8 protein-coding genes are annotated in these 14,763 nt (G+C 74.4%); 3 read left to right on the top strand and 5 right to left on the bottom strand.

Annotated elements, in window-relative coordinates:
• The first annotated feature begins 168 nt into the window (after positions 1-168).
• The 3 genes from DLJ49_RS21625 to DLJ49_RS00650 are packed head-to-tail and all read left to right on the top strand — an operon-like array spanning position 169 to position 8,371.
• The gene (locus DLJ49_RS21625) at positions 169-624 is read left to right on the top strand and encodes a hypothetical protein (protein WP_158547361.1); all 456 of its coding nucleotides are present in this window, start codon (positions 169-171) and stop codon (positions 622-624) included.
• A 17-nt stretch (positions 625-641) separates the two neighbouring features.
• Positions 642-3,710 (top strand): glycosyltransferase family A protein, encoded by a 3,069-nt coding sequence (locus tag DLJ49_RS00655; protein WP_158547360.1) that lies wholly within the window; start codon positions 642-644, stop codon positions 3,708-3,710.
• A complete protein-coding gene (locus DLJ49_RS00650; protein WP_115391581.1) occupies positions 3,707-8,371 on the top strand; it encodes a Stf0 family sulfotransferase in 4,665 nt (1,554 codons plus the stop codon). Before DLJ49_RS00655 ends, DLJ49_RS00650 begins: the two co-directional genes overlap by 4 nt.
• Here DLJ49_RS00650 and DLJ49_RS00645 read toward each other — a convergent pair.
• From DLJ49_RS00645 to DLJ49_RS00625, 5 genes are all read right to left on the bottom strand, one after another.
• Complete coding sequence (locus DLJ49_RS00645) at positions 8,341-8,979, bottom strand: hypothetical protein (RefSeq protein ID WP_147277249.1); 639 nt, start codon at positions 8,977-8,979, stop codon at positions 8,341-8,343. The genes DLJ49_RS00650 and DLJ49_RS00645 overlap by 31 nt on opposite strands.
• 116 nt (positions 8,980-9,095) lie before the next feature.
• On the bottom strand, positions 9,096-9,695 hold the full coding sequence (locus tag DLJ49_RS00640; RefSeq protein ID WP_115391579.1) for a prepilin peptidase: 600 nt from the start codon (positions 9,693-9,695) through the stop codon (positions 9,096-9,098).
• Between the two features lie 21 nt (positions 9,696-9,716).
• The gene (locus tag DLJ49_RS00635; protein WP_147277248.1) at positions 9,717-10,622 is read right to left on the bottom strand and encodes an OmpA family protein; all 906 of its coding nucleotides are present in this window, start codon (positions 10,620-10,622) and stop codon (positions 9,717-9,719) included.
• 27 nt (positions 10,623-10,649) lie between these two features.
• Positions 10,650-12,203, bottom strand: a complete 1,554-nt coding sequence (locus DLJ49_RS00630) for a DUF4384 domain-containing protein (protein WP_115391577.1) — start codon at positions 12,201-12,203, stop codon at positions 10,650-10,652.
• Entirely contained in the window at positions 12,200-14,749 is a 2,550-nt protein-coding gene (locus DLJ49_RS00625) for an SUMF1/EgtB/PvdO family nonheme iron enzyme (RefSeq protein WP_115391576.1), read from the bottom strand. The genes DLJ49_RS00630 and DLJ49_RS00625 overlap by 4 nt, the downstream gene beginning before the upstream one ends.
• Positions 14,750-14,763: the final 14 nt, after the last annotated feature.

The following is a 14,763-nucleotide window of genomic DNA, read 5'->3' as shown; positions in this document are numbered from 1 at the left end:
GCTGCAGCGGTCGTTCGCGATCTGCGCCTTGCGAGGTCACCGAGGGCTTTCTCCAGGCGACGCCGGATGAACCGGCGCCAGAAAAGACGACAACAAATGGTTGCACTTAACGTAGCGTTCATGTTCAGACTAACGTAACGCAAATCTATTTCCAGAGAGAATAGCCGCATGGCCGACAAGAAGTCCCTGTCCCGCCTGACCCGGTCGCTGGCCATCGGCACCTCGGCCGGCGCAATCGCGCTTCAGGTGGGATGCGCGCCGGTTCCGACGGCCGGCACTCCAACCGTCACGGTATCGGGCGGGACTGTCCTGACGGTGGCGAGCCAGGCCGAGGGGCAGGCCTGCCGGCAGGCGATCCGCACACGGTCGCTGTCGTCGGTCGTCTCCCTGATGACCAATTTCCCCGCGAGCAACTGCATTCCCTTCGTCGTCAACACGCTGCCGGCCTCGACGGTCGCGGCCATCCCGGCCTCGGCCATCGCCGGGCTCGACCCGGCGATCCGCGCGCAGCTGCCGCAGAACGTGGCGCGCGGCGGCGGGCGGGCCGTGGAAAGCTCGTCGACGCAGGCGCTCGCGCAGAGCATCCTCAACCCCGAGGACAGACCGGGCACCTCGGGCTACTGACGGCGCGCGGCCCCGCGATGCAGCCGATACCGGGGCGGGCCACGGCGCCACGTCTCGTTCTTGCCAGCCCGATCGGCGGGCCGATCGCCGACATGGCGCTCGCGCCCCATCTCGCCCGGCAGGGCATCGCCACGACCGGGACGGCCGCCCATGCCTCGGCTGCGCTCGGCACGGGGCCGGCTCCGGCCGGGCTTCCGCGGATCCGCGTCGAGCCGTCGTGGTGCGCCGAGCAGCTTCGCGTCACCGAGCAGACCGGCGCGACATGCGGCCGACTAGAGCGGCTGTTCGCCCGCTTCGGCCCCGGCCTCGACGCGGTGACGATCCATGCCGCACTGTCCGCTCTGCCCGACGCGGTGGACGCCGCCGCGCTCCTGCGCAGGCTCGCGCCTCGGGCGCCCGGTGCCCCGCGCGACACGGTGCGGCGCTGGCTGGCCGTCGACGCCCTCTTCAACGCGGTGCCGCCCGACCCCGCCCTTCTCGCCGAGCTCGTGGCCGATGCGGCGACGGCTGTCACCCATCGCCCCTCGCGCGTCAGCATCGTCGTCAACAACCATGATTACGCCGCGTATCTCGGCGCCGCCATCGCCTCGGCGCTCGACCAGACGCGGCCCGCCCACGAGGTGATCGTGGTCGACGACGGCTCGACCGACGCCTCCCGCGACGTGATCGCCCGGTTTTCCGGCATCCGCTCCGTGCTGAAGCAGAACGGCGGCCAGGGCTCGGCGCTGAACGCGGGCTTCGCCGCGGCGACGGGCGATCTGATCGTGTTCCTCGACGCCGACGACCGGCTCGCGCCCGAGGCGGTCGAGACGCTCGCCACGCAGCCGCTCGACGGTGTGGCCCGGCTCTCCTTCGGGCTCGAGACCATCGATGCGGGCGGGCACCCGACCGGCCTCTTCCCGATGTCGCGGATCGCGGCGGCCGGCGACCTGCGGGGGCCGCTCCTGGCCGAGGGATTCGTGCGGATGATGCCGACGAGCGGCAACGCCTTTCCGCGGGCGACGCTGGAGCGACTGATGCCGATTCCCGAGCGCGCATGGCGGATCAGCGCCGACGTCTACCTCGTCTTCGGTGCCGCCTTTCTCGGCGAGGCGCGGCACCTCGACCGCACGCTCGGCCAGTATCGCCTGCACGGGCGCAACGCGTATTTCGCCACGATGGGGACGGAAGCGCCCTACCACGACCGGAAGGAGCAGCAGCGCCGGCAGGCCTTCGCCGACGTCGCGCGCCGTCTCTCCGGCCGGGGCGGCGAGACGCATGCGCGCGACGCCGCCGTGCTCGCGGCACGGGCCGAGCCGGCCTCGCACGCGCGCCGGCTCGCCGCCTTCGCCGCGGGCCTTCGCGCGCCGGCGCGGCGGTTGCGTCGCCCGCCCCTGTCGGGCCCTCTGTCGGGCCCTCTTTCGGGCACCCGGCGCGACCGCCCGCCCCTCGGCCGGCTGCGGCGCCACCTTGCGGAGAGCGATCCGGCGCGCTTCGGCGGGCCGGCGACATGGCCGATCCTCCGACCCGGCGAGATCGTCGACCTGCGCGAGGCGCGCGGGACGACGCCGCTCGGCCGCGGCTGGCGCCTCGCCCCCGGCGAGGGCGTCGCGCTCGACGGCGCCTTCGCCACGCTCGCCCTGCGGTTGCCTGGCCCGTGCGCGGACTGGACGCTGCGGCTCGCCACCGAGGGCGGCGGGCCGCTCACGGTCTGGATCAACGGGATGCGCCACGACCCGCTGCCGGGGGGCGGCGGGCCGCTGACCCTGCGCATCGCGGGCGACATCCTCGAGCACGACCCCGCGACGCGGACATGGCGGGCCGGCATCACGCTGGTGCCCGAGGGCGCGCGCCCGCTCGTCACCGAGCTCGCCGCGCAGCGCGCCCTGCCCGCCTTCGCCGGGGCGCCGGTTCTGCCCGTGGGGCGCCCGGTGCGCCCCGACGAGCCTGCCGGCCGGCGCTGCCTCGGCGCAGGCTGGCACTGGCCCGACCGCGCAGGCGCGCGCATGGCCGCGCCGCGAGCCGGCCTGCATCTGTCGGCGCCGGGGCACGGGGATCACCTGCTGCATATCGTGGCCGACCCGCTGCCGCTGATGGCCGGGCTGCGCGCCGCCGCGCCCGAGCAGGAACTCGACGCGCACGGCACCGGCCTTGTCGTGACGCTGCCGGCATCCGCGGTTCCGCCCTCCGGGCTGGTCGAGATCACGCTCGTCGCGGCCGACGGCGCCCCGCGCCCGCGCCTGTCGTCGCTGCGCCTGCTGCCCCTCGACCCGGCCGACCCGCTGCCGCCGGGCCGTCTCGTCGCGCCGGACGATCTCGGCGCGATCGAGGCGGCGCCGGACCGCCTGACGGTGCCCCTGCCCGGCCCGATGCCTGGCCCGCTGGCTGGCCCGATGGCTGGCCCGGTGGTCGGCCAGCTGGCTGGCCCGGTGGCCGCACCCCTCGTGCTGCGGATCGACCGCGAGGCGGGCGACCGCGCAGAGCCGGACGGCGGCGACGCGGCGGCCCCGATCGCCGATGTCGGGATCGCGGCCGGAGACCGTCGGGTGACCCTTCGTCTTGCGGGCGGGGCCTGCGCCACCTTCGTCGCCCCCGCGGCCGCCCGGCAGCTCGAGCTCGACCTCCCCGAGGGGATGCGCCTGACGGGCATCGCGCGCCATGTCACGCACGCCGCGGGGCCGCGCCCCGAGCATGCCGAACGGCTCGACCCGGCCGCGCTCGCCGCCTGCGCACAGGCGCCCGACCTGTGGCACGATGCCGGGGGCGACGGGCTCTGGCTCGGCGCCAGCGCGGCGCGGCTGCACCTGCCCCGCCCCGGCCGCGGGCCGCTGCGCCTCGTCGCCCGGGTCCTCGCCCTTCCGGGCAGCGGTCAGCGGCTCGACCTGCGCGCGGGCGACGCCCGTGTGCAGAGCGCCGGCGCGGAGGGGCCGGAGACGCTCACCCTCGACATCGACGCCGGCCCGGGCGCCGACGTGATCCTCGATGTCGCCACCACGCTGCTGGTCGATCCGCGACTCCTCGGGCTCGAGGGCGGGGGTCTGCTCGGCGGGGCGCTTCTCGGCATCGCGCTCGCCCCCGCCGACTCCCGTCACGCGAGCCTGCCATGACCGATCCCGCCGCGCCCCGCCGCATCGCCGTCGTCGTCACGGCCTACAATTACGGCCACTTCCTCTCGGCCTGTCTCGACAGCGTGCTCGAGCAGACGCGCCCGGCCGACGAGATCGTGGTGATCGACGACGGCTCGACCGACGACACCGCCGCCGTGCTCGACCGATACGCCGGCCGCGTCCGCGCCGTCGCCTGCGCGAACGGCGGGCAGGCGGCCGCCTTCAACCGCGGCTTCGCCGAGACGAGCGCCGAGATGATCCTGTTTCTCGACGCCGACGACCTGCTGCATCCGCACGCGCTCGAGACTGTGCTGCTGCACTGGTCGGGGGACATGGCGAGCCTCGTCTTCGACCTCGAGATGATCGACGCGGGCGGCGCCAGCCTCGGCGTCAACCCGAGCCTCGGCCCCGGACACGGCCCGCTGCCCGACAACCGCCCCGGAGTTCTGCTGCGCGGCAGCTATCCCTTCCCGCCGACCTCGGGCAACGTCTTCGGGCGCGCCTTTCTCGCGGCGGCGCTGCCGATGCCCGAGGCCCGCTGGCGGATCAGCGCCGATTGCTGGCTGGTGCGGGCCGCGGCGCTGTTCGGACGGACGGGCGTGGTGCGCCGCGTGCTTGGCAGCTACCGCATCCACTTCGCCAACAACTACGCCCGGCTCGGCGCCGGTGGCTGGGACAAGGGGCTGCGCCTTGCCAACCGGGTCGACGTGATCGGCGCGCTTCGGGGCCTGGCGGATGCCCCCGACACCCTGCTCGGGCCGGAGGCCGGGCGGCTGCGCGCGGCGCTCGCCACACGGGCCGACCTGATCGAGCGGCACGGCGACGCGCACGGCGAGCAGCCGTTCGCGCGCTTCGACGACCTGCTGCGCCCGCGTTGGCCGCCGATCGTCGCGCCCGACCGCCCGCACCCGCTGGCCGCCAGCCCGGAGATCGCCGCCTCGTGCCGCGTGACCGGACAGGCGACGGCCCTCGACCTGCGCCTGCCCCCGGCGACCGGCCCGCTTTCGGTCGAGCTGGAGCTGGAGCCCGCCTGCGACGCGGGCATCGAGGTCTTCGCCGACGGGCACCAGGCCGCCGAGCTACGCCCGCACGAGCGGCACGCCTCGGTCTCGCTGCCGCGCGCACCCTTCGCCCCCGACCGGCGCGTTCACATCGTCGCGCGGGCACGGGGCGACGGGCCGCCGCCGGCTCTCCGAACGGTGGAGGTGGGCACCGGTCGCACGCAGCGGCACGCCCCGCTCCTGCGCCCGGAGCCCGAGCCGGCCTTCGCGGCGCTGGGCGCCGGGCTGGAGGCAGGGGCGTGGCGCCCCGCGCCGGGAGGGGGCGCGGCCCTCGCGGGCGAGCGCGGCTGCCTTCACCTGTCGGCCCCGCGGCCCGGCCCCGCACGCCTCGTCCTCGACCTTGCCACGCCCGTCCCGGCGGGCCGGCTGACGATCGAGGCCGACGGTGCCCCCGCCTTTCACGGCCGCACCGGCAGCGCCGCCCGGATCGCCGCCACCCTGCTGCTGCGCGAGGCGGTCGAGACGCGGGTGACGCTCCGCTTCGAGCCCGACGACGGAGAGGACGCCGCATCGCTCGTTCTCGCCGCGGTCGCCCTCCGCCCGCTCGGCCCCGATCCCGGCCGGCTCCCGGTCTCTCCCGGCGAGACCGTCGCCTTCCTCGCGCATCCGCTCGCGGCCCATGCCTTCGGCGCGGGCTGGTTCACCGGGGGCACCACAGGCCCCCAGACCGCCGCCGCAGAGGCGACGCTGTCGCTCGGCGTCGACCCCGAGGCGGAGGATCTGACGGTCACGCTGCGCGTGGCGCCGCTCTTTCCGCCGCCCGAGGGGCACGCGCTCGTCCTCGGCGTCAGCCACGGCGAGACGATGCTGGCCCAGGCCGACCTGCTCGGGCCCGGCGATTTCGCGGTTCCGGTCGGGGCGGCGCCCGCCAACGGGCGTCTCGACCTCGTGCTGCACTCGGTGCTGATCGCGGGCGAAGCGGTGGAGTTCGCCCCCGTCGAACTGACCGAGATCGAGATCGGCGGGCGGCTCGCCCCCCCCGCCCGGCCGGCGGCGCAACCCGCGACGCGCGCCCCGGACTTCCGGCGCGCGCTCGACCGTGCCGGCGCGCTTCTGGCCGATCCCGACGCGCCCCACCTGACGGGCGAGCTTGCCGCCTGCCGCGCCGCGCTCGTCTCCCTGGTCGCCCGCTCCGACGTGGCGCTGCCGCTGCTCCTGCTCGGCAGCGAGGACGAGGCCCGCCGGCTGGTCGACCTCGCGCAGGCGACGCGCGGCATGCCCGCGACGGACGAGGAATGCGCCGCGCTCGACGGCCTGTCCGGCGCCGAGACCGACCGTGGCCGCCTCGCCCATGCGCTCGCGGGGCTGCTGCTGATCCCCGCGTGGCGGCACCCGTTCGGCGGCGATCTCGCGCGACTGCCGGTGCCGTTTCTCGCCAGCCCCGAGGCGATCGGCGGCTGGCTCGGCGCGGCGCCCGACCTCGAGACGGAAGCCGACCATGGCGCATGGCGCGTCTACCTCGGCCGGCTGCTCGCGAGCGCCCTCGCCGCGCTCGAGGAGGGGCCGACGCTCGGGCGGCGCCATGCGCTCGCCGCCGCGACGATCCGCCAGCTCCGCGCCACGCGAATGATCTTCGGCGCGGACGACATCACGGCGCTCGCGCGTCTGCAGTCCCGCGCCATCGAGCGGGTGCTGGCCGATGCCGGCGCCGACCTGACCGCGCCGCCGACGATCCGCGAAGGGCTCGACCGCCTGCGCCTCGGCGTGCTCGTGCGCGACGTGACGCCGACGCCCGAGGGCTGGGCCCTGCGCGGCATGTATGACGGGCTCGACAGCGCCCGGTTCGAGCCGGTGCTGATCCGCATGTCCGACGAGGGAGACCCGGCGCCCGATGTCTTCGCGCGCACGCTGTGCCTCGCCGGGCTTTCGACGGTCGAGGCCGTCGCGGCGATCCGGGCGCTCGGGCTCGATATCTTCGTGGCCGGGGCCTATGCCCGCGATTTCGAGCCGGTGACCGCGATCTACGCCCACCGCCTCGCGCCGCTTCAGGTCTGGCACACGGCGGTCTGCCCGACGACGAGCGGCCTCTCCTCGTTCGACGCGGCCCTCACCTGCCCGGCGACCGAGCCCGACGACGCGCAGGCACAATACCACGAGCCGCTGCACGAGATCCCGGGCGCGGCGCCCTGCGCCTACGCCTTCCCGCCGCCCGGGCGCGTCGACGGGGCCCGGCTCCGCGCCGACCTCGCGCTCGGCGAGGGGCAGACGATGCTGATCTCGGCGGCCATGGCGCACAAGATCACCGACCGTGCGCTCGCCGCCTGGGCGCAGGTGCTGGAGCAGGCGCCCGATGCGGTGCTCGTCCTCGCGCCTTTCGCCGCCAACTGGTCGATGCCGGCCGACCCCGCGCGCTTCGCCGCGCGCCTCGCCGCCGCGGGGCTGCCGCGGGAACGGGTGACGATCTGCCCGGCGATGCCGCCCGCGCGGCTGCGCGCCCTCGTCGCCGCGGCCGACCTCATGCTCGACAGCTTCCCCTACTCGGGGGCGACGACCGTCTGCGAGGCGCTGTCCGTCGGCACGCCGGTCGTGGCACGGGCCGGCGGCGCGCTGCGGCAACTGACGGGCGCGGGCTGGCTGCGCGCCCACGGCCTGGCCGACCTCGTGGCCGAGGACGACGCGGCCTACATCGCCATCGCCGCCCGGCTCGCCCGCGACGCCTCCGCGCGCGACGACGCCGCCCGGCGCACCGCCGAGGCGGCGGCGGGCGATCCCCCGCCGCACGACGACCGGGCGGCATACGGGGCGGCCTACACGCAGGCGCTCTGGGCGCTCGCCGAAGCCTCGGGCCGCTTCCCGGGCCTTGCGCCCGCCCAGGCCGAGGCCGGGCCGTTCCGCCCCTCGTCGACCCCGCCGGCCCCCGCGCTCACCCTCCGCCCTACCCGCGCGCGCATGCTGGCGATCCTCGCAAGCCCGCGCACCGGCTCGACCCTGCTATGTGCCGTGCTCAACCGGACGCCGGGGGTGCTCTGCCATTTCGAGCTGTTCCACGAGGAGATGATCCAGTTCGCCCGCGAGACGGTCGACGCGCCCCACGCGCTGGCCGAGCGCGACACCGACCCCGCCGGCTTTCTCGACCGGGTGCGCGAAGAGGCGAGCGCCGCCGGCCTGCAGCTCGTCGCGTTCAAGCATTTCGCCCATCTCGACCAGACGGTGACCCGCCGCATCGCCGAGGATCCCGACACCGCGCTGATCCATCTGAGCCGCGAGAACCTTCTGGCGCAGTATTCCTCGGAGCAGATCGCGCGCGCCTCGGGCGAATGGGCGCGCCATACCGACCGCACCGGCGAGCAGCTCCGGGTGCCGTTCGACGCCGGCGAGTTCGAGCACTTCCTCGAGTACCAGCGGCGGATCGAGATGGAGCGGATGCACATCTTCGGCGAGATGGGGCGGAGGCCGCTCTTCGTGGAGTATACCCGCCTGTCCGCCCCCCGAACGCGGGCCCGGATCGGCGAGCATGTCGGCATCTCGATCCCCGACACTGCCCAGCCCGACATCCGAAAGCAGAACAGCACCGACATCCTGTCGCGCTTCAGCAATCCGCAGGCGGTCGAGGAGTTCCTCGCGCGGCGCTACCTGTCTCGGTGGGCGAGGGAAGCCTGATCGGTCTCTTCCTCGGCGACCGAGACGCCGACATTGCCCGCGATATCCCTGCGCAGCTGCAGCAGCGAGGCCACGTAGTAGTGCTGCAAGAGGCCGGTGCTCTCGATCAGCACGCGCTTCTGGTCGGCGTCGATCCGGTGATCCTCGCGGCGCACGAGCAGCCCGCCGTAACGCAGGTCCTCGATCAGCTTCTCGGTGGTCTTGGGCGACATGTTCTCGATCAGGAAGTGCCCGTAATCGTAGATCGCGAAGATCGGCCGGCCGAAGGCCCCGACGGTCTCGACGATCTTGGCCTTGCGCTCGGGCCGGATGATCGCCTTGCGCGCCTCGACCAGCGATCGCGGATAGCCCGGGTCGGCTATGTCCGACTCGACCTTTGCGTTGTGCAGGTCGATGAAACGGCTGACCTTTTCGGCGTCGGTGCAGTTGAGCGCGTCGAGGAAGAACAGGAAGCGGGTCAGCTGCAGCACGTAGTCCATGCCGTTGGGGCTCGACACGGTAGGAAATTCCGACAGCGGCGCGACCTTGCGCAACTCGGTACGGACCGCCTCGAAGAAGGCGTGCTCGGACTCGAGCACCGCCTGGACGGTCTCGAGCGCCAGCGTCATGTGATCGGTCCTGCTGCCGGCGGCCATGCCTGTCGCGCTCTCGCCCCGTGACGCCCGGTTACCCCTTGGGTTCATGAATGGCGAAGCGGCGCTGCGCCGTCCACTCCGAAAAGACTCTACAGGATCGGGCCGTGCAGCCAGAGCACGAGGGTGGCCGCCGCCACGGCGGGGGCTGCGGGCAGGCCCCGGGGGGCGCCCCGCCGCGCCACGGCCATGGCGGCGAAGGGCAGGAGCAAGGCCGCGACCAGCACGATGAGGTCGAGCGCCACCATCGGGCCAAGCCAGGCCAGCGCGGCGGCGACGAGCAGTACGTCGCCGCCGCCGATGCCGGCACGCAGCCGCGCAGGCACGGCCGAGGCGAAGAGCGCCGCCCCCACGACGAGAGCGACGGCAAGGGTCATCGCGCCGACCGACAGGTCGCGCATCCACGCATGCCCGAGCCCGAACGCGATCAGCGGCAGCACGAGCGCGTCCGGCACGGTGCGCGAGGCGAGATCGACGACCGCGAGCGCCACGAAGAGGGCAACCAGGATCGCGGTCCACGCGAGAAACGCCGCGTCGGCGCCGGCGGGGGCGAAGAACAGCGCGGGCAGGATGGCGCTCGCCGCCGCGACACCCCGAACGCGGGCGGCCTGGCCCGGCTCCCACAGGTCGGCGAGGCAGAGGCCCGCGAGCGCCGCCGCCGTCACGGCGAGGACGAGCAGATGCGGCTCCATCGCCGGGCCGCCCCGCGCCGCTCAGCTGCCGCGGAAGACGACGCGGCGGGCGATGCGGTGATGCTCCTCCGACCCCGCGACAACGCCCTCGGGCGGCGGCGGAACCTTGCTCTCACCGAAGCCGCGCACGGCGATCTCGCCGTCATAGCCGCCCTCGGTCACGAACCGACGGACGGCCTCGGCCCGCGCCACCGAAAGCTCGAGATTGTAGGTCTCGCCGCCCCTCGGGTCGGTGTGGCCGTCGAGCTCGATCCGCGGCGGGTTGTGGGTCAGCAAATGGTCGCGGAGCTGCTGGGCGTAGCGGCGCCCCTGGGCGTCGAACTCCGTGCTGTCGTAGTGGAAGGTGATCGGCAGCGGCGTCTCCTCGACCTTGAAGCCGCGGTAACTGGTGCGAAAGAGCTCGGATGCCGCATCGGCCGAGGCCAGCGTCTCGCCGCTGAGCGCGAGCGAGTCGGTGTAGAGAGTGCGCAGCGCGGTGATGTCGGCGGGTTTCGCCTCGTGATCCTGATTGCCCTCGGCGATCTCGGTCAGCGCGCGGCGGAGCAAGGCGGCCGCCCCGGGATAGTTCTTTTCGGCCCATTCGAGCCGTCCCAGCTCCGACAGGGTGCGCCAGTGGGTCTCGAGCGACAGGGCGGCCTGCAGCGCCGCGCGCCGGGCCTCGGGCGCGCGCTCGGCGTCCAGCCCCTCGCGCAGGTGCTGGCGGGCGAGATAGACGCCCGCCCAGTCGCGGATCGCCGCGTCGCAGCTCTCGTCGGCGCCCAGCACGTCGTATAGGCGTGTCACCTCCGCGCGGTCGTCGGCCTCGACGGCGGCGACCACGGCATCGTAGGCCGCGCAGGCCAGCGCCTGTCCCGGGCAGAGGCCGACAAGGAACAGCGCGACCGGCAGCTTCGATCTGATCCTGGGCCACATGGCGTTGGTCTCCATCTTGGCGTCGTCCGATCCGGCCGGGTCTCAGCGCAGGATCGAGTAGGGCAGGTAGGCGGCCGACCAGTCGACGGCGGCGTTGCCGCCGGGACCGACCTGCATCTCGAGCAGCGACTGCACGAGCTCGTAGAGATACTGCGTCGCGTTGGGGATCGGGGCGAATTCGAGGTTGCGGGGCAGGATCGTCTCGAAGACCGGCGCCTCGCCCTCGACCAGCAGCGCCAGCAGCATGCCGTCGCCGGCCGGCTCGGTCACCCTGATCCGTATCGGCCGGCCCGACGGGGCGTAGGGGCCCGGGATGCGCACGGCCTCTCCGGCCGAGACCGCAGCCGCCTCGGCCAGCGACAGCCTCGACGGGAAGATCTGGAACAGATCGCCCTCGGGGTTCACGTCGAGCAGGAGCAGCGTGCCGGCGCGCTCGCTCGTCACGGTAAAGCTCACCGTGTCGCCGAGCCGCAACGGGCCGTCTGTCGAGATGTCGATCGTCAGCCCCGCCGCGTTGGAGGCGGCGAACAGGTCGGTCACGAAGGCCTGCACCGTGTCGCGCCCGGGCGCCGCGGCCAGCGCCTGGGGCGCAGCGGCCTGCTGGTCGCCCCCGGGCGGGACGGTCGCGGCGGGAGCGGACGTCGGCCCCGCCTCCTGCGGCGCGGCCGTTGCGGAGAGCGCGACCACCTGGCCCAGAACGTCGCCCGAGAAGTCGGGCGTCAGCCCCAGCCCGGTGGCCCGACAGCTCGCGTTGCCGGCGCACCAGGCCTCCGATACCTCGCGCATGTGCACCAGGAGCTCGGCGTTGGTGACGACGCCGTTGCCGTTCATGTCGGCCGCACCGTCCGAGACGCCCTCGATCCAGGTGTCGGTGAACACCCCGCCCTCGGGCGTCTCCCAGGCGACCTGCGAGGGCGCGGCGGCGACCCAGATGTTGCGGCTGGCCGCGCCGGTGCCGAAGGGCCCTTCGCCAAAGGTCGCCGCGCCGACGGGGCCGGGAGCCGCGTCGGAGACATTGCGCGAGGCCGCCCGCGGAAGCTGCCCGAACGCGGCGGCACGGGCGGCGACCGCGTCGCCCTGTCCGATCGCGCGCGCCGGCGGGGCGGTCATCGAGGCGTCGATCACGAGCGACACCTCGCGGTCGCCGATCCGATCGAAGATCTCGACCAGCGCCCCCTCGGGGATAAGCGCGAAGGGGTCTCCGTCACCGTGGGCGAGCAGGAACTCCTCGTAGCCGTCGCTCTCGATTCCGCCAGCGGCGGCGATCCGGCCGCCAAGCCCGGCGAAGTAGAAGAACGCCCGATCCCCCGGGCCGGTGCCGCCCACGAGATCGTCGAGAAGCGCGTCGACGATGGCGCCCGACGTGGCGGCCTCGTCGGTCAGCAGCGTCACCGCGCCGGGCGCGAAGCCCAGATCGGTCACGAGATGGTCGCGCATCCGCTCGGCATCGGCCGACGCGCTCGACAGCGCGCGCGGCAGGAAGACGCCCGGGTAACTGTCGATGCCCACGACCACGGCCCGGTCCTCTGCGCCGGCGGCGCCGGCCGCCAGCAGGCCCAGCGACCCAAGAAGAAGCGCGCGCACCCTGCCGGTCATTGCCAGTCCTCCACGTCTTGCGCACAGCGGAAGCCGAAATCGACGCCGGCCATCTCGGGCGCGGCCTCGAAGCGGGCGGCGACGCGCAGGTTGCCCGGGTCGGTGGTGTTCCACGACCCGCCCTTGAGGACGCCCCCGGCATCGCTCACCACCCATTCGCGCGCGTTGCCCGACAGGCCGACGTGCCGCGACGGGCCGGCCGCGCCCGCCGCGCCGACCGGCTGCGGGATACGCATGGCCGGCGACGGCGCACCGCGCCAGACCACGGTGCCGTGCGCGAAGTCGGACCCCCAGGGAAAGACGCGGTCGTCGGCGCCCTGCGCGGCGTGTTCCCACTCCGCCTCGGTGGGCAGGCGACCCCCGGCCCAACGGCAATATGCGTCTGCGTCTCTCATGGAGACATTGATAACCGGCATGTCGGGGGCTGTGGTATATGTCGTATCCGATCCGCGAGGGTTGGCCCACGTGTAGCCCGATTCGAGGAATCGCACGTTCGCGTTCGACGTGACCACCATCACGCGCCGCGTGCGCTCGGCATCGGTGACGTGCCCGGTGGCCTCGACGAAGGTGGCGAACTCGCCCGCGCTCACCTCGCGCGCGTCGAGCACGAAGGGCGTGAGCGTCGCCTCGCGGACGCGCTCGCCCTGCGGGCGGGCATCGGGGCAGGCTGCCGGGCCGGCGGGCGAGGCCGCGCGGCAGAGGGCGACGGCGGCGGCCATCCGCTCTGGCGTGCTGCCGATCGTGACGGTCCTCATGGTGGTGAGGGCCGCACTCGCGCGGCGACGGGCGTTGGCGAACCAGATGGCCGCGTCGTCGAAGCGCCAGACCGCATCGGTGTATTCCCCCGCTTCCGCATGGTGCTCTCCTTCGGCGAAGAAGCGACCGGCGACGGCAAAGTCCTCGAGCGAGTCGGCGCCCGCGGCGCGCGCCTCGGTCCGCGCACTCTCGGCAGCGGACCGCGCGGCGGCAGCGGCCTGCCCGGCGGCGGCGATGGCCGCCTCGTAGAGCGCGGCGGCGTCGGACCAGCCCGAAGCGGCCTCCTCGAAGCGGCGCTCCAGCGTCAGGCCCTCCGCCACGGCGGTGGCCTCGGCCGCGTCACCGAGGGGCGCGCCCCCGGCCGTGCCGGCGCGCGCGGCCTGCGCGGCGAGTTCGTCCGCACGGGCGCGGGCGCCGATGGCGGCCTCTCGCGCCGCGTCGATCAGCGGCAGGATCGCGGCGGCCTCCCGCGTTGCCTGCGTCGCGGTCTCCGAGAGCACGTCGAACGTGCCGGAGCCGACTGCCGCGCGCGCCTCGTCGAGCGTGGCCTCGGCCGCACCGAGCGCGGCGGCGGCCGCCACCGACGCCGCCGGCCCGGCCCCGCGCGCTTCGCCCAGCCGCCTCTCGGCGCCGAGCAGCGCCGCGACGTCCTCGCCCAGCGTCGTGCGCACGCGCTGGGCGTCGCGCAACTCGGCGGCGAGCGCGACGGCCGCGCCGCGGGCCTCCTGCACCTGCATCCAGAGGTAGTAGGCGGCCCCGCCCGCGCCGAGGAAACCGGCGAAGAGCACGATAGCCACGGCGTTCGACACGCCGCCGCCCGCACGCTCGGCCCGCGGCGGCCGGGCCGGCGGCGGCGGCGGGTCGGAGGGCCGGGGCGCCTGCGTGCCCGCCTCGATCGCGGCGCCTCCGCCGGGGTTGTCGACCATCGAGCGGAAGGCGCGCAGGGCGGCGGCGGCGGTCGAATAGGGCGCCGACCCCTCGAGCCGCCCCGTCATCCGCGCGAGCAGGCGCGCCACCTGGTCGGCGGCCGGGTGGCCCTCGGGGAACAGTTCGGCGCCGGTCGGGGCCGGGGCGGCCTCGCCGAGAATGCACGACACGATCTGGTCGTCGTCGGCGGGCTCGGCATGACCCGTCAGCACCTTCTCGGGCCCGTAGCCGCCCATCAGGATGCGATAGCCGACCATGCCGGCGGCGTGCACGTCGTCGATCATCCCCGGCGTCGAGCTGTTCACGACATGGGCGCTGCGGTAGAGCGTGGGCTGGTCGGTCACCGTCGTCCCCCGCCCGCCCGACCACGCGAAATCGCAGAGCTTCAGGCTCGACGCCTCCTCCTCGCGGCGGATCACGCCGGGGTGGAGGTTGCCGTGGATCACGCCGGCCTCGTGCAGCGCGGCGAGCCCGCGCAGCACCTCCTCGAAGACCCGCAGCCGGTAGTCGAGCGCGCGCGCGTCGAACGCGTCGTCGAAGACCGGCACAGGGCACGAGAGCATCGCCAGCGACGGCGTCTGGCGAAAGTCGCCGCGGGTGAGCAGCCGCTCGGTCGATTGCAGGACGGGGCTGGCGAGCTTGTCGACCTTCTGGAAATCGGCGAGGATCGCCGCGCGCGCGGCATCTTCCCCGGCGATGGCGAAGGTGGGCGCGTAGATGTCGACCGGCGCGCTGTTCTGCTTGCGGATGGCCGAGACGATCACGCAGTCGCCCACCGTCTTGCGGTACTTGACGCCGTTGAAATACTGCTGGAGCGCCTGCGCCAGCCGGGCGTCGAGAACGTTGCCGTGATCGTCGCTCATGTCGGGTGTCCCTT

Source organism: Rhodovulum sp. 12E13 (assembly GCF_003340565.1).
Taxonomy (GTDB): domain Bacteria; phylum Pseudomonadota; class Alphaproteobacteria; order Rhodobacterales; family Rhodobacteraceae; genus HLUCCA09.
Note: the sequence above shows the minus strand (reverse complement) of the source record. Positions and strands in the feature narration are given on the sequence as shown.

What these genes read in the sequence shown, in the direction of transcription:
- DLJ49_RS21625 (WP_158547361.1), top strand. Translation starts at nt 169, where the DNA reads ATGGCCGACAAGAAGTCCCTGTCCCGCCTGACCCGGTCGCTGGCCATC.
- DLJ49_RS00655 (WP_158547360.1), top strand. Translation starts at nt 642, where the DNA reads ATGCAGCCGATACCGGGGCGGGCCACGGCGCCACGTCTCGTTCTTGCC.
- DLJ49_RS00650 (WP_115391581.1), top strand. Translation starts at nt 3,707, where the DNA reads ATGACCGATCCCGCCGCGCCCCGCCGCATCGCCGTCGTCGTCACGGCC.
- DLJ49_RS00645 (WP_147277249.1), bottom strand. Translation starts at nt 8,979, where the DNA reads ATGACGCTGGCGCTCGAGACCGTCCAGGCGGTGCTCGAGTCCGAGCAC.
- DLJ49_RS00640 (WP_115391579.1), bottom strand. Translation starts at nt 9,695, where the DNA reads ATGGAGCCGCATCTGCTCGTCCTCGCCGTGACGGCGGCGGCGCTCGCG.
- DLJ49_RS00635 (WP_147277248.1), bottom strand. Translation starts at nt 10,622, where the DNA reads ATGGAGACCAACGCCATGTGGCCCAGGATCAGATCGAAGCTGCCGGTC.
- DLJ49_RS00630 (WP_115391577.1), bottom strand. Translation starts at nt 12,203, where the DNA reads ATGACCGGCAGGGTGCGCGCGCTTCTTCTTGGGTCGCTGGGCCTGCTG.
- DLJ49_RS00625 (WP_115391576.1), bottom strand. Translation starts at nt 14,749, where the DNA reads ATGAGCGACGATCACGGCAACGTTCTCGACGCCCGGCTGGCGCAGGCG.